Here is a 14,791-nt window from a genome sequence, read left to right on the forward strand (position 1 = left end):
GTCCAGAGAGAATTGCTTTTTAATACAAATTTTGTGCTTTGACATGGTGTTTTATACAAGGGAATCCAATTTAAGTTGGACTCCCTGAAACACTTAATGTGTTAGTTTGCTTGAGCTTCCGAAGTCGCCGTAACATCAGCTGCAGCAGCTTCCGAAGCAGAAGTCGTGTTTTCAGTTGTAACTACCGCTTGAGTTGTTTCTACAGATTGCGCTTCTGCTGCAAAGGAAGAAGTTGCTGCAACAGCTAAAAGAGTAGCCATGAAAGTTTTATTTAAAGTATTCATTTTAGAATGTCTTACTAAAGTTAAAAGGAATGGCTAATTTAATGAAGAGAAAAGGTGGATGTTGTGATAAAGTCGTATATTTCATGTAATTATTCACGTAATTTATTTACACAATACTCAATCTAATTAACACAGTTTTTAATCATTAATGTTAAGGCAGAATTGATTTTCCCGGGAAATGATGAAAATTAAGCCAATAGACTTAGTAAGTATTTTTATATATTTGAAGAGTTTGGGCACACTCAAATTGAAACTATTTGAGTGTGCTAAATAAGAAATTTAATGTTCAGATAGTGCAACTTGCATATCATGCCCTGAAGGTGCTTGGTAAATTCTGAGTCCAAACTCTGGAATAATCGCAATTAAATGATCAAAAATATCTGACTGAATAGCCTCGTAGTCTTTCCATGCAATTTGGTTGCTAAATGCATAAATTTCTAGTGGCAAACCTTTTTCCGTTGGCTGTAACTGACGTACGATGAGGGACTGGTGTTTTGAAATATTGGGATGCTGATTAAGGTATAACTCGACATAAGCACGGAACGTTCCGATGTTGGTCAAGCGTCTTTGGTTACACGGTGATGTATTGTCAAGTTTTTGGTTAAACTCAATCAATTCACTACTCTTATGATCTAAATACTGATCTAGTAACAGGAAATCGCGCAGTTTAACTTGCTCTTCTTCTGACATGAAATGAACACTGCTTTGATCAATATAAATGGAGCGTTTAATACGCCGAACGCCAGACTGTGACATTCCACGCCAGTTTTTAAAGGTATCGGTGACCAATTTGTTGGTTGGAATGGTGGTGAATGTTTTGTCAAAATTCTGTACGGTAATGGTATGTAATGACATATCAATCACATCGCCATCGGCATTAAGTGAGGGCATTTCAATCCAGTCTCCAATACGTACCATGTCATAAGATGAAATCTGCACAGAAGCCACCAATGACAAAATTGTATTTTGGAAAACCAGCATCAACACTGCAGCCATTGCACCAAAACCTGCAAGCAAAGTGAAGACATCTTTTTTCAGGAAAGTCCCGAGAATCATCAAACCACAGACAATAAAGATAATCAGCTTGATGAGTTGCAAATAACCTTTGATGGGTTTATTGCGTGATTTAGGATTACGCTGATACACCAAATTGAAGATATTAAGCAATTCACCGATGGCTAAGGCGATGGTCAAGAAGATGAATGCTTGCGCTGCCATTTGCACAAAGCTGACCATTTTCGCAGACAGGTGGGGGACGGTGACGATACCATTCATAATGACGATTGCTGGGACAATGTTCGCAATTCGACGAATCACACTATGCTGCGACATGATGTCATGATTGGCAAATTTTAGCTTAGTGATGAGATGCCGAATACCACGGACAACAACATGTTTAGCAATAATATAGGCCAATATTGCAATTAAAATCAGTATGCAAAACCCTGTGAGCATTTCGATCCAAGGATACTGATCTGACCAGTCTTTTAAGTTCTGTATAAAATGAAATTTATCCAAAATTTAGTCTTCTTTTGATTAAAACACTGAAAATAGTGTAATCAGCTATACAGATTAATCAAATCATGTCACTAAATTTATACACGTTTTCAACGACTTGATTATTTACTCGTTGTTGGGAGCGTTGGCTGAATTATAGATAGATTCAATAGATGTGTTGGATTGAAAGATAAAAGACCAACATGATAAGGAGGGATTTATCACTATCATTTTATTGTAAAAAAGCCTCCTTGTCGGAAGCTTCTTGAACGTTAAATGGTCAAATCATTACCACATTAAGTCATCTGGAATGACATAGGCTGCATAAGGATCTTCTTCATCAGTGACAGCTTCATTCTTTTCTGAGTTATTGACAATAATAAAACCTTCAAGTTTAGTATTGATACGTTCAGCTAAAGCTTTTGGTAAGAAAGCATAGTTGTCATGATCACGAGCAATCACCAAACTGCCTGCAACTAGGGCATTATAAATTTGTTGATTGATATATTGTTTTTTGATTTTGCCATTATCAATAAATTGGTAGATGACTTCGCCATCCGTATCACGGATTTTATGCTGTGAAATCATTTGAATAATGGCTGCTTTGAGCTCTTTTTCTTGCAACAGAGTTTTCTTCTCAAGCTCTATGGCTTGATCTTTCTCTAATTTTTGCTGTTTGTCTTGCGCAATTTTTGCCTTAATCTCAGCTTCATTGCTTTGACCAGTTCTTTGCTCATGCACTGCTTGTTTAGAGAGTTTTTTTGCCTTTTTATTGTCGACTAAACCGGCTTTGAGTAACTGAGCCTGTAATGCATTTTTAACCATAACGAATTCCACAATTGCGTTTAAATACGACGATATCGAAAATAGATGATCCAATATACAACACTAAGGATCAAGCTTAATGCTGTCGGGATTAAGAAAGAGTTGAGTTTGAAATAAGGGTAGATCAAACTTGCGCTGAGTCCACCAATGAAAAAACCAATTAAAATAAGAAGATGTAATACAACACGGCGTCGCTCGACCACGAGACCTCTTGCCCGATAGCCGAGTGCTAAACCTAAGTCGGTTAAGACACCAGACAAGTGTGTGGTTCGAATGATGGTTCCTTTGTAGTGGCTGACCATGGCATTTTGTACACCCATTGCAACACATGCCCAGAGCAGTGCATAGCGCGGAAAGTACGGCAGGAACAACCAGCATAGAAAAATAAAAAAAGCCACCAGACTAAGGGGTAAGCCATAACGGCGACCCAACTGAAAGTGGCTATTTCCTAAAATGATACCGCTGTAAAATGACCCCACCACATAGCACAATGTAACAAGCGCAAGGTATAAGATGTGCTCAGGTTGCCAGTTCGCAAGTGACATGGCTAAAACACTGATATTACCTGTCATGTGGGAAACGGACTGGTGTAATACTGTGACCAGTCCTAAAACATTAATCATTCCAGCATTAATTGCTAAAAAGAATGCACCCAGTTGTATCCAAAATGGTAAGTGTTGAAATGGCATAACTTCAAAATGAAACAATGTACTGATTCTACAATATATTATTTTGAAGCTCGGTCAACTGCTGCAGTGAATAATACATCAGTTGATGAATTAAGCGCTGTTTCAGTTGAATCCTGCAATACGCTAATCACCATCCCGATAGCAACGACTTGCATCGAAATATCAGAAGAAATACCAAACAGGCCGCAAGCAACAGGGATCAACAGCAAAGAACCACCTGCAACACCAGAAGCACCACATGCTGACACGGTCGCAAGTACTGATAAAATCATCATCGTAGTAAAGTCAACATCAATCCCCAAGGTATTGACTGCTGCAAGTGTAAGTACAGTAATGGTCACAGATGCGCCAGCCATATTGATGGTTGCACCCAAAGGGATTGCTACGCTTGCCGTAGACTCAGGAACGCCTAAGCGCTTTGCAAGGTCCAAGTTAACTGGAATATTCGCAGCAGAACTACGTGTAAAAAATGCAGTAATACCGCTTTCACGTAAACATTGGAATACTAAAGGATAGGGGTTGCTGCGTGTTACAACCGCAACCATAAGTGGGTTAATTACTAGTGCCACAAAAGCCATAGTACCCAGCAATACTGCAAGCAACTGAGCATAGCTTTCTAGAGTACTTAGACCCGTTTCAGCAAAAGTGACAGCCACTAAGCCAAAAATACCCACTGGTGCAAAGTTAATTACGAGGCGGATAACACTGTTTACCGCATGAGCTGTGTCATTTAAGAAGTCTTTAGTCGTGTCTTTTGCATGGCGAAAAGCTACGCCTAAAGCAACAGCCCAAGCTAAAATACCAATGAAGTTTGCTTCGCTAATTGCAGTTACAGGGTTAGCGATGAAACTGAGCAGTAAATTCTTAAAAATTTCAATCAGGCTACTTGGTGCTTGTAGATCCGTATTTGCAGGTAAATTTAAGTATAATGTACTTGGGAAAATAATACTGACGGCAACCGCTGCAAACGCAGCGAGCAACATACCAATTGCATACATGATGATAATTGGACGTAGATTTGCACTGTGGCCCACTCTAAAATTGGCAATAGAGGCAAGAACTAAAACGAAAACAAGTACAGGCGCCACAGATTTTAACGCTTTAATAAACAAGTCGCCTAGTAGGCTCAAATAAGGTGCAACACCGGGAAAAACAAGAGCTACACCAATACCTAAAATAATGGCAATGATAATTCGAGTAACTAAACTCATTCGCGCTAAAACAGAGAACATAGAGGCGCCTTGAAAATTACGAGGACAAAATACGGATTTTAAGTGCGCCATTTTATACCTAATTTCCTAACTGACTGAAAAATATTTAAATATAAAAATTAAGTTATTGTAATTTCAGTTTTTATTATTCATTCTTATTCATAAAAATGACATATTTAATGGGTTTTTATCATAAAAAGACATAGAAAGTTTTTCATTTATGCCAAAAAACTTTCATATATAGATCATATTGAATGTGTCGATAGAAGCTGTGGTGCAAGCGTTTGAATTGCTTGATAATGAGTCAAGAATATTTTTCCACTTAAATGCTTTAACAGTTTTGAGCCTTGTAACCGATCCATCACAGGGCCTTTAACTTCCGATAAATGCAACTGAATGTTTTGTTTAGATAACTCTAGATTGATATCTTCTAACATTTCTAAAGCACTTAGGTCGATACTGCTGATACTTGAACAATTGATCACTACATGAACCAGTGTAGGTTGCTGGCTGACTGCATTAATCAGTTCACCTTTTAAGACATTGGCATTGAGAAAACTTAGGTTTTCATCTATACGCATGGAAAGCACTTGTGCAGCTGTTTGAACATCATGACGTTCAACATTGCGAAAATGTTGTGTACCTTCGACCAAACCAATCACCGCAATATGTGGACGGCTAATTCTCCAAAGCAATAAAACAAATGTTGAGATCATGCCAATGATCAGACCTGTTGAAATATCTATACATACGACCCCAAAGAACGTGATCCACATAGCAATACCATCTGCTTTTGAATATTTCCATGCTTCAATAAAGGGTCTAAAGTCTACCAATTTCCAAATAGAGACAATAATCGTTGCAGCCAGAATGGCTAAAGGCAGGTTTTGAAAAAAACCAGTAAAGTATAAGCTCACTACAATAATCAATAATGATGATATCACTCCTGCCATAGGGGTTTGAGCGCCTGCATCTGCATTAACGACAGTACGAGATAAACTGCCTGTGACAGGAAAGGCTGAACTCAAACCAGCGCTGATGTTGGCTAATCCCAAAGCGATCAGCTCTTGGTTACTATTCAGTTGACTTCGATTTTGTAGCGCTGTTGCTTGGGCAATAGACAATGATTCAACAAAACTGATCATTGCGATCATGGTGGCGCCTGGCAACAGTTGCAGAACTAGAGCCCAGTTCCAATACGGCATATCGAGCGGAGGCATACCAGATGGAATGATTCCGACCGTTTTGATGCCAAGCGTTTGCAGTTGGAAAAAATAGACTAAGGCGATCGACGCAACCACTAAAAATAAAGGAATGGTGCGCGAAAGTAATACAGTCGATCCGAACCAAGACTTAAAGGCATGGCTGTTTAGCAGTTTGGGAGTGTAAATTAAAAAAGCGATGGCGCAGAGTCCAAAGACTAGCGTCCCTACGTGAGTGAGACTAATGTATTGCCAAACACTAGTTGCAAACTCGGGGATATTATTGGCTTTTAAAGGCAGATCAACAATAAACTTCAACTGACCCAAAGCAATGAGTAAGGCCGAAGCAATAATGAAACTTTGAATAACGGGATGACTAATGAGTTGAATTAAGAAACCAAAGCGTAGCATCCCCAAACACAGAGAAATAACACCGACCATGAGCGCCAATAGGCAGGCTGCCTGTATGTAGACAGGTGAACCAACTTCGAACATCGAATTCAAAGTCGCAAAGGTCATCATGGAAATGATGGCAACGGGACCAATCGAAAGCGTGGGACTGCCGCCGATGATGGCATAAATAATCATCGGGATGATACTGGCATATAATCCTGTAATTGGAGGTAAACCTGCCAACATGGCGTATGCCATACCTTGAGGAACCAACATGGCAATGACAATAAAGGATGCAAGTAAATCTGATTTAAAAGTAGGCGTGTCATAGTGCTTGAGCCACTGCCATGCGGGGAGATAAAGGCCTAGACGACGATTCCAATCAGACATAAAAAAATCTAAATCATAAATTTAGATATATTATGCATAAAAAATGCTAAGAAGTCTTAGCATTCATTATACTCATATCAAAAATAGCATAATCATTTGATTTTAAAGACGTGGTTTAGGGCAATACAACTGATATAAAGTATTTAAGACTTCTACCATACGTTCGTCTTTAATGGAGTAGTAAATTTGCTTACCGTCACGACGTGTATTTACTACATCGCTTTTGCGTAGCATCATCAATTGCTGAGAAAGTGTTGGCTGTTTGATGTCAGTAATTTCTTCAATTTGTGAAACATTAAGTTCTTGTTGCGACAAATGGCATAGAATTAATAAACGATCGGTATTGGCTAGAGATTTTAAAATACTCACAACAACTTCAGCAGAGTCGCGCATAGACGTGATTTCAAGTCCTGTGTTCATTTAAAACCTACTCATAAAACAAAACAACTGTGCGCTTAGTATAAAACCAAGCAGTTCATAATGTTGTGTTTTCATGTGTAATATGCATGGCTTTTAGTGAAATAAAATATTAGTTAAAGTTATATATACGTTCTATTTACATCAAAAATAGTTATCTTGAATATCACTTAAGTTCTCGATATTTATATAATTTAAGGATAAAAATTTAATAATATTTGTATTCTTTATGATTATTTATAATAAGCTTTTATTATTTTTTCATATATGAGTCTTATGACAGCATAATCTCTCATCTATTTATAAAATAGCACTATAAAATTTAAAAATATATGTATTTATTAAAGGCATAATTATTGCAACTTATTTTTTTTGACCAATAAGTAAATTTTAAGATGAATGTACAAATTTTTCCCTCAAATGAAGAAAGTGCAGAATATGTGGTTCTATCGTCTGGTTTAGGCGGACATGGTCAGTTTTGGCAACCCCAAATTCAAGTACTACAGTCTAAGTTTCATGTATTGATTTACGATCAAGAAGGTTGCTGTGCTGATGCAGCATTATTAAAACCAGATTATTGTATGCGAGATTTGGGGCAGCAACTTTTGCTGATTTTAAAACAGCATCATATTCAACGATTTCATTTTATTGGTCATGCATTGGGCGGCTTTATTGGTGCCGAATTAGCATATTTATGCCAACTGACAGCGTATCGGATGTTGTCCATCACGATTTTAAATGGCTGGGATACGCTAGATGCGCATACTTATAAATGCTTTGAAACACGAATCAATCTTTTAAAATGGGCTGGAACAGAAGCTTATGTCAAAGCGCAAGCATTGTTCCTATATCCACCCGCTTGGATTTCAGCAAATATAGAAAGTATTCAAAAACAAGAACAGCTCCAAATTCAAAACTTTCCACCACATGAAAATGTATTACGACGACTGAGTGCTTTAATGGCTTTTCAACTGAGCGAGGAGATACGAGCGGCTTTGCAGAATATCCCTATGCATTTGATCGCGAACCAAGATGATTTCCTTGTGCCTTACCAACGCTCACAAAAGCTAAAACAGTTGTTTCCGCATGCGCAGTTGACTCTTTTAAGGCAGGGCGCTCATGCGGCGACTGTAACTGAGACAGCACGGATGAATAACGAAATATTGGGCTTTTTAATAGCACAGGAAAGTTTGGTTTAAATGTTAATTGTTTAATTCAACTTTATAAAATAAAGGTGTCTAGATTTTATATCTAGACACCTTTTTCTTTAGGCGAATACATTTAAAAAAACTAGTTTGGTTCATTTTCTGCACAATGTTCGACCATAGATCACAAATATAGTGCATGGTGATAATTATTATTTTACTTTTTGGTAAAAAATAAAAACAATTAAAATACAATAAATATTTGAAAATAAAAAATAAAAATAAATTGGCACGGCTTATGCAAATGTATTTTTATCAAACAAAGAGTAAAAACTTTGCGCTGATTGAATATTTTTAATTCATCAGCATTCACCGAGGCCAGAGGATAAAAGAGATGAAAATAGGTGTGTTTTGCCCGATTGGAAATAATGGCTGGCTGCTTTCGGAAAGCGCCCCACAGTATATGCCTTCATTTGAACTAAACAAAAAAATTGTTCAACGCGCTGAGCATTATGGCTTCGACTTTGCTTTGTCGATGATTAAGCTGCGTGGTTTTGGCGGGAAAACTGAGTTTTGGGATCATAACCTTGAGACATTCACTTTGATGGCTGGGCTTGCAGCAGTAACCAGCAAAATCAAAATTTATGCAACAGCAGCGACATTGGTAATGCCACCTGCAATTGTGGCGCGTATGGCATCAACGATTGATTCTATTTCAAATGGGCGCTTTGGTCTAAATGTGGTGACAGGTTGGCAAGCTCCAGAATATACGCAAATGGGGATGTGGCCAGGAGATGAATATTTTGCACAACGTTATGAATATCTCTCGGAATATGTAGAAATTCTACGTGAACTTTGGGCAACAGGGCGTTCAGACTTCAAAGGAGAGCATTTTACCATGCAAGATTGTCGTGTCAGTCCACGTCCACAAGCAGACATGAAAATTATTTGTGCAGGTCAGTCTGATACAGGACTTGAGTTTTCTGCCAAATATGCCGACTACAACTTTGTCTTTGGTAAAGGGTTGAATACACCAACAGCCTATGCAGAAATCAATGACCGCTTAAAAGTACAAACGGATAAAACAGGCCGTGACGTGCAAACCTATGTGTTGTTCATGGTGATTGCTGCACAAACCGATGAAGAGGCACATGCAAAATGGCAAAAATATAATGCTGGTGCAGATATGGAGGCCATCAATTGGCTAATGAATCAAGGTGGTAAAGATACCAAATCTGGAGCAGATACGAACATCCGTCAAATGGCCTCTTCAGTTTCACCTGTGAATATCAATATGGGAACTTTAGTCGGCTCGTTTGAGCATGTTGCACAAATGTTAGATGAAATTGGTGAGATCCAAGGGACGGAAGGCATTTTGCTTACCTTTGATGATTTTGTACAAGGGGTCGAAGACTTTGGTCAGCGCATACAACCCTTAATGAAATGCCGTGAACATATCGTGGTTGAAGAGGATATTCCCCAAGCTGTTTTGGAGAAAAGTGCATGAATGAGCCGATTGTCTGTACAGAATTTACTAAACAGTGCCTGCACGCAAAAACATTGAAAGCCGAACCTGAACATATTGCATTGGCACCTGAGCACACGGCCTTGATCGTGATTGATATGCAAAATGCCTATACCTCAGAAGGTGGCTATTTGGATTTGGCTGGGTTTGATGTATCTAAAACTAGACCTGTGGTTGAAAACATTCAAAAGTCCGTTCTTGCTGCACATGCAGCGGGTATACAGGTGATTTACTTTAAAAATGGTTGGGATGATCAATATCGCGAAGCAGGAGGGATTGATTCGCCGAATTTCCATAAGTCGAATGCTTTAAAAACCATGCGCAAAAATCCTGAGCTACAGGGAAAGCTATTGGTAAAAGGTGGTTGGGACTTTGAGTTGATTGATGCACTAAAGCCAGAACCACAAGACTTGGTGATTGAAAAGCCTCGTTATAGCGGATTTTTTAATACCGCACTGGACAGCATGTTGCGGGTACGTGGAATCCGAAATTTAGTTTTTGTTGGTATTGCGACCAATGTTTGTGTTGAGTCAACTCTCAGGGATGGTTTTTCTTGGAGTATTTCGGGGTAGCTCTTAAGGATGCGTGCTATCAGGCTGGGCCCGTCGAAGCACAAGAAGCAAGTCTCTATAACATCAAAACCTTTTTTGGTTGGGTGTCTGATACACAAAGTTTTGTAAACACCTTCCAGACCTGTGGCAATAAGCCTCTGGCAAAAACAGCATAAGCCAAACATACAGTAGATTAAAGGAAGTCTCATGCCTAAAGAAATTATTGTGCCAGAAGGCACAGCGAAACCACTGGCTCCATTTGTACCTGCGACTAAGGCTGACAATATCGTCTATGTATCAGGCACTTTAGCTTTTGATGAACAGAACAATGTTGTCCATGTGGGCGATGCAGCTGCACAAACTCGACATATTTTAGAGACTATTAAACGAGTCCTTGAAACAGCTGGCGGTACGATGGATGACGTGACTTTTAACCATATTTTTGTGAAAGATTGGGGGGATTATGGCGCGATTAATGCTGTATATGCCGAATATTTTCCAGGTGATAAGCCCGCGCGCTATTGTGTCCAAACTGGATTGGTTAAGCCTGATGCTTTAGTGGAAATTGCTTCGGTTGCACATGTGGCTTGAGTTGAATAATCAAATTTTAACGTCCTGAATGGAGGAATTCGACATTCAGGACATGGAGAATACGATGAATGCAAAACTATTACACCAAGATCAGGTTGAAGCCATGCTAAACACTATAGTGCCTGAAGAAAAAGCGGAAGTGATATTGGATCAACACCTGTTCCGTCAAGGCATGGCGAATCTTGGTGCTGCGGTTAATGTGATTACGACGGATGGTGCTGCGGGTCAGGCAGGTTTTACTGCATCGGCAGTATGTAGTGTAACAGATACACCACCGACCTTATTGGTCTGTTTAAACCGTTCATCTTCTGTGTTTGATACATTTAAAACAAATCAAGTACTGTGTGTGAATACGCTATCGAGCCAGCAACAACATTTATCTAACGTGTTTGGAGGCAAAACTCCAATGTCTGAACGTTTTGCTCAAGGCACATGGTCCACACTTTTGACCAATGCTCCAGTCTTGGATGATGCCTTAGTGAGTTTTGACTGCGAAGTGGTGCAGAGTATGTCTGTGGGGAGTCATGATGTTCTGTTTTGCCAAGTCAAAGCCATGAAGCAAAGTTATGGACTGAATGCACTTATGTATTTTAAGCGTGGTTATTGCGAGCCATTACCAATGTGTTAATTCAAAAAATCCTACTTTTTAAGGGAGGGGAAACCCATGCAAACAAAAGAATCGTGGTTTCCAAAATTTAAGCCTTATCAAGGCGATTTAGATACAACTGCTGTGCAAACAGATGAGTACTTGCCCGTAGGCAAAAGCATTATTTTAGGATTACAACATGCTTTCGCCATGTTCGGTGCAACTGTGCTTGCGCCATTGCTGATGGGTTTTGATCCGAACTTAACTATCTTTATTACAGGGATTGGTACGATACTTTTCTTCCTAATGACTGGCGGACGTATGCCAAGTTATTTGGGGTCTAGCTTTGCCTTCATTGGTGCAGTGGTTGCAGTCACAGGCTACACGGGTGTCGGATCAAATCCAAATCTTTCGTTAGCATTGGGTGGAACCATTGCATGTGGTGTATTGTACGCTTTAATTGGCTTAATTGTGATGCGTACAGGCACAGCATGGATTGAAAAGTTGATGCCACCTATTGTAACAGGTGCCATCGTAATGATCATTGGTTTACACCTTGCACCTGTTGCAATTAAAAGTGTATCGGCCAATCAATTTGACTCTTGGATGGCCTTAATCACAATTATTTGTATTAGTGTGATTGCGGTATTTACCAAAGGGATGGTTCGCCGCTTATTGCTTCTTTTAGGCTTGGTTGCATCCTATTTTATTTACTTCTTACTGACCAATGTCATGGGTTTTGGTACTGCAATTGACTTTGCCAAAGTTGGTCAAGCAGCATGGTTTGGTTTACCGACTTTCCATAGCCCAACCTTTGATGTAAATGCCATGATGTTGATTGCACCTGTTGCAATTATTTTGGTGGCGGAAAACTTAGGACATTTCAAAGCAGTTTCAGCGATGACTGGGAAAAATTTGTCTCCTTATATGGGGCGTGGTTTCTTTGCGGATGGCGTGTGCACTACGCTTTCAGCTTCAGTTGGTGGAACAGGGATGACGACTTATGCTGAAAACATTGGAGTCATGGCGGTCACTAAAGTTTATTCAACCACAATCTTTGTTTTTGCAGGTGTGTTTGCCATTTTATTGGGGCTTTCCCCTAAGTTTGGTGCAGTGATTAGTACGATTCCCGTTGCACTCTTGGGTGGTGCATCCATTGTTGTTTTTGGTTTGATTACGGTTGCGGGCGCAAAAATTTGGGTCGATAACAAAATTGATTTTACCAAGAATAGTACTTTAATGATTGGTGCGGTGTGTCTGATTATGGGAACAGGTAATTACAGCTTACAAATTGGTAGTTTTGACCTAGGTGGTATTGGCACTGCAACACTAGCAGCTATTCTTCTTAATCTTTTCTTAAACCGAGGCAGTGAAAATGAGCAGGCCATAGAAAAGTCGGATGACCAAATCAATAGCACTATTGCACACGGTTAGGAGTACGTTTTGAGTCTGAATATTGCATTTATAGGACTGGGCGCAATGGGTTGGCATATGGCCTCCCATTTGCCAAAACTGGGTCATAATGTTTGGGTGTGGAATCGCACAGCGGAAAAAGCTGCATTGCATGCGCAAACCTTTGACACTGAGCCCGTTCAACTCCAACAAGCGGTGCAAGCCGATATTATATTTTCATGCTTACCGACCAGCGCAGATGTTGAAGCTTTAATTACATTACATCCACCTAAGTCTGAAAGTTTATGGGTGGACTGTACCAGTGGCGTGCCTGAGTCTGCGCAGCGAATTTCCACTGATTTGGCAGCACGTGGTGTAACTTACTTAGATGCACCTGTTTCGGGTCAAACCATTGGTGCTGAACGCGGTACGTTAACGGTTATGGTAGGTGGCAATATCGCTGGATTTGAAAGGGCAAAACCGATCATTCAGGCATTTGCGGGGCTGATTGAATACGTCGGGGAAAGTGGTGCAGGCTTTGCAGTTAAGGCGGTGAACAATACACTCATGGCAACACACTTATGGGCTCTGTCCGAGGGTTTGTCTATTTTGAAGCATCGAGGCGTTGATTTGGTCGGAGCATTGAGTTGTATCAATCACTCTAGCGGTAAAAGTACGATGTCTGAAACGGTGATGGCGCAAAAAGTTTTGAGCCGAACTTTTCAAAAAACTTTTGCTTTAAACCTGTTGCAAAAAGATATTGGCATTGCGTTGGATTTGGCGGAGGAAGGACAGATGAAAACTCCTATTTTTCATACAACGCAGGAATTGTTTTTAAAAACAGATCGAGAACAGGCTCCGCAAGTGGATTTTAGCGCGGCAGTCACGGAGTTGGAAAAGTGGAATAGCCTAACACTAATATAAGTGGCTCACTTGGTACTAAAAGTATGGGGAAACCCATACTTTTTCCGTTTAAATGATTTATTTATCAAATAAAAACATATGCACGACCAAATGTCAGTTTGCATTTAAAAATCAGGGTATGATAATCAATACATCATTAAAAACAACATAGGAAACATTGCTATGAGTACGGATTCAGCTTTTCCAACGCCTCATAATTTAGGGATAGCGGTTTATAGTAATAACGCAGAAGCGATTGGTAATACCCCATTGGTTCGTATCAACCGAATTATACAAAGCCCAGCAACCGTTTTAGCCAAAGTTGAAAGCCGTAACCCAGCATTTTCAGTCAAATGCCGTATCGGGGCTGCACTTATTGCAGATGCTGAAGCGCGTGGTGTACTTAAAGAGGGAATGCACATCGTAGAGCCTACCAGTGGGAATACTGGGATTGCTTTGGCATTTGTTGCTGCAGCAAAAGGCTATGCATTAACCCTGACTATGCCATCAAGTATGAGTATCGAACGCCGTAAAGTAATGAAAGCTTTAGGTGCTAACTTGGTGCTTACCGACCCTGCAAAAGGCATGCGTGGTGCGGTAGAAGAAGCACAGCGTTTAGTAGATGAAAACCCAGAAACTTATTTTTTACCACAGCAGTTTGAAAATCCAGCAAACCCAGCTATCCATGAAGCAACTACAGGCCCTGAAATTTGGGAAGCAACAGGTGGTAAAGTTGATATTTTAGTGGCTGGTGTCGGAACAGGTGGTACGATTTCTGGGATTTCAAGTTATTTTGAAAAAGTAAAAAAACAAGCCTTGTACTCAGTTGCGGTAGAACCTGCTGAGTCGCCGATTATAGGGCAAACCAAACGTGGCGAAGCTTTGACACCTGGACCACATAAGATTCAGGGGATTGGCGCTAATTTTATTCCTAAAAACTTAGACCTTGACTTGGTCGATGAAGTGATGCCAATTGATGCTGCAACAGCAATTGATTGGGCACGTAAAACAGCAAGTCAAGAGGGTATTTTAGTGGGTATTTCAAGTGGTGCAGCGATGGCGGCTGCAGCAGAACTTGCAGTACGCCCTGAAAATGCGGGTAAAACCATTGTGGTGATTTTACCTGATGGTGGTGAGCGTTATTTATCTTCAGTTTTGTTTGAAGATATTTCAGCTGATTAATTGGATGT

General features: G+C 39.9%; 14 protein-coding genes and 1 pseudogene. 8 read left to right on the forward strand and 7 right to left on the reverse strand.

The annotated features are described in order from the left end of the window. Positions 1–101: 101 nt before the first annotated feature. The 7 genes from ACZ8ZH_RS08395 to ACZ8ZH_RS08425 all read right to left on the reverse strand — a co-directional run bounded on the left by ACZ8ZH_RS08395 (position 102) and on the right by ACZ8ZH_RS08425 (position 6,911). Positions 102–260: a hypothetical protein gene (locus ACZ8ZH_RS08395; RefSeq protein WP_162900254.1), complete on the reverse strand. Its 159-nt coding sequence runs from the start codon at positions 258–260 to the stop codon at positions 102–104. A 303-nt stretch (positions 261–563) separates the two neighbouring features. Next, positions 564–1,802 (reverse strand): mechanosensitive ion channel family protein, encoded by a 1,239-nt coding sequence (locus tag ACZ8ZH_RS08400; protein WP_086210047.1) that lies wholly within the window; start codon positions 1,800–1,802, stop codon positions 564–566. A 267-nt stretch (positions 1,803–2,069) separates the two neighbouring features. Then, positions 2,070–2,606: a DUF2058 domain-containing protein gene (locus tag ACZ8ZH_RS08405; RefSeq protein ID WP_119063469.1), complete on the reverse strand. Its 537-nt coding sequence runs from the start codon at positions 2,604–2,606 to the stop codon at positions 2,070–2,072. A gap of 20 nt (positions 2,607–2,626) precedes the next feature. Further along, the gene (locus ACZ8ZH_RS08410; RefSeq protein WP_086210045.1) at positions 2,627–3,295 is read right to left on the reverse strand and encodes a YoaK family protein; all 669 of its coding nucleotides are present in this window, start codon (positions 3,293–3,295) and stop codon (positions 2,627–2,629) included. A 38-nt stretch (positions 3,296–3,333) separates the two neighbouring features. Further along, positions 3,334–4,527 (reverse strand): serine/threonine transporter SstT, encoded by a 1,194-nt coding sequence (gene sstT / locus ACZ8ZH_RS08415; RefSeq protein ID WP_086210044.1) that lies wholly within the window; start codon positions 4,525–4,527, stop codon positions 3,334–3,336. Between the two features lie 224 nt (positions 4,528–4,751). Beyond that, positions 4,752–6,491 carry a SulP family inorganic anion transporter gene (locus ACZ8ZH_RS08420; RefSeq protein WP_119063470.1) on the reverse strand — a complete coding sequence of 580 codons (1,740 nt, stop codon included), beginning with the start codon at positions 6,489–6,491 and terminating at the stop codon, positions 4,752–4,754. Positions 6,492–6,593: 102 nt separating this feature from the next. Beyond that, the gene (locus tag ACZ8ZH_RS08425) at positions 6,594–6,911 is read right to left on the reverse strand and encodes an ArsR/SmtB family transcription factor (RefSeq protein ID WP_086210042.1); all 318 of its coding nucleotides are present in this window, start codon (positions 6,909–6,911) and stop codon (positions 6,594–6,596) included. A gap of 392 nt (positions 6,912–7,303) precedes the next feature. Between ACZ8ZH_RS08425 and rutD the strand changes: the two genes are divergently transcribed. The 8 genes and pseudogenes from rutD (at position 7,304) to cysK (ending at position 14,783) form a co-directional block, all read left to right on the forward strand. Next, positions 7,304–8,107, forward strand: coding sequence for a pyrimidine utilization protein D (rutD, locus tag ACZ8ZH_RS08430; protein ID WP_119063471.1), 804 nt, complete (start codon positions 7,304–7,306; stop codon positions 8,105–8,107). 340 nt (positions 8,108–8,447) lie between these two features. After that, complete coding sequence (gene rutA / locus ACZ8ZH_RS08435; RefSeq protein WP_119063472.1) at positions 8,448–9,560, forward strand: pyrimidine utilization protein A; 1,113 nt, start codon at positions 8,448–8,450, stop codon at positions 9,558–9,560. Continuing rightward, positions 9,557–10,305, forward strand: a pseudogene (rutB, locus tag ACZ8ZH_RS08440) (pyrimidine utilization protein B). Before rutA ends, rutB begins: the two are co-directional and overlap by 4 nt. 31 nt (positions 10,306–10,336) lie before the next feature. Then, positions 10,337–10,720, forward strand: a complete 384-nt coding sequence (gene rutC, locus ACZ8ZH_RS08445; protein WP_086210038.1) for a pyrimidine utilization protein C — start codon at positions 10,337–10,339, stop codon at positions 10,718–10,720. 103 nt (positions 10,721–10,823) lie between these two features. Further along, the gene (gene rutF / locus ACZ8ZH_RS08450; protein ID WP_228199418.1) at positions 10,824–11,348 is read left to right on the forward strand and encodes an NADH-dependent FMN reductase RutF; all 525 of its coding nucleotides are present in this window, start codon (positions 10,824–10,826) and stop codon (positions 11,346–11,348) included. A gap of 36 nt (positions 11,349–11,384) precedes the next feature. Then, positions 11,385–12,740, forward strand: a complete 1,356-nt coding sequence (gene rutG / locus ACZ8ZH_RS08455) for a pyrimidine utilization transport protein G (RefSeq protein WP_086210037.1) — start codon at positions 11,385–11,387, stop codon at positions 12,738–12,740. 45 nt (positions 12,741–12,785) lie between these two features. Continuing rightward, on the forward strand, positions 12,786–13,622 hold the full coding sequence (locus ACZ8ZH_RS08460; RefSeq protein WP_416332344.1) for an NAD(P)-dependent oxidoreductase: 837 nt from the start codon (positions 12,786–12,788) through the stop codon (positions 13,620–13,622). Between the two features lie 162 nt (positions 13,623–13,784). Beyond that, positions 13,785–14,783 carry a cysteine synthase A gene (cysK, locus tag ACZ8ZH_RS08465; RefSeq protein WP_119063476.1) on the forward strand — a complete coding sequence of 333 codons (999 nt, stop codon included), beginning with the start codon at positions 13,785–13,787 and terminating at the stop codon, positions 14,781–14,783. The last annotated feature ends 8 nt before the right edge of the window (positions 14,784–14,791 follow it).

Source organism: Acinetobacter sp. SW-226 (assembly GCF_055632855.1).

Bases quoted from the DNA above. Each gene is read 5' to 3' on its own strand.
- ACZ8ZH_RS08395 (WP_162900254.1), bottom strand. From the start codon at position 260: ATGGCTACTCTTTTAGCTGTTGCAGCAACTTCTTCCTTTGCAGCAGAA.
- ACZ8ZH_RS08405 (WP_119063469.1), bottom strand. From the start codon at position 2,606: ATGGTTAAAAATGCATTACAGGCTCAGTTACTCAAAGCCGGTTTAGTC.
- ACZ8ZH_RS08410 (WP_086210045.1), bottom strand. From the start codon at position 3,295: ATGCCATTTCAACACTTACCATTTTGGATACAACTGGGTGCATTCTTT.
- sstT (WP_086210044.1), bottom strand. From the start codon at position 4,527: ATGTTCTCTGTTTTAGCGCGAATGAGTTTAGTTACTCGAATTATCATT.
- ACZ8ZH_RS08420 (WP_119063470.1), bottom strand. From the start codon at position 6,491: ATGTCTGATTGGAATCGTCGTCTAGGCCTTTATCTCCCCGCATGGCAG.
- ACZ8ZH_RS08425 (WP_086210042.1), bottom strand. From the start codon at position 6,911: ATGAACACAGGACTTGAAATCACGTCTATGCGCGACTCTGCTGAAGTT.
- rutD (WP_119063471.1), top strand. From the start codon at position 7,304: ATGAATGTACAAATTTTTCCCTCAAATGAAGAAAGTGCAGAATATGTG.
- rutA (WP_119063472.1), top strand. From the start codon at position 8,448: ATGAAAATAGGTGTGTTTTGCCCGATTGGAAATAATGGCTGGCTGCTT.
- rutC (WP_086210038.1), top strand. From the start codon at position 10,337: ATGCCTAAAGAAATTATTGTGCCAGAAGGCACAGCGAAACCACTGGCT.
- rutF (WP_228199418.1), top strand. From the start codon at position 10,824: ATGCTAAACACTATAGTGCCTGAAGAAAAAGCGGAAGTGATATTGGAT.
- rutG (WP_086210037.1), top strand. From the start codon at position 11,385: ATGCAAACAAAAGAATCGTGGTTTCCAAAATTTAAGCCTTATCAAGGC.
- ACZ8ZH_RS08460 (WP_416332344.1), top strand. From the start codon at position 12,786: ATGGGTTGGCATATGGCCTCCCATTTGCCAAAACTGGGTCATAATGTT.
- cysK (WP_119063476.1), top strand. From the start codon at position 13,785: ATGAGTACGGATTCAGCTTTTCCAACGCCTCATAATTTAGGGATAGCG.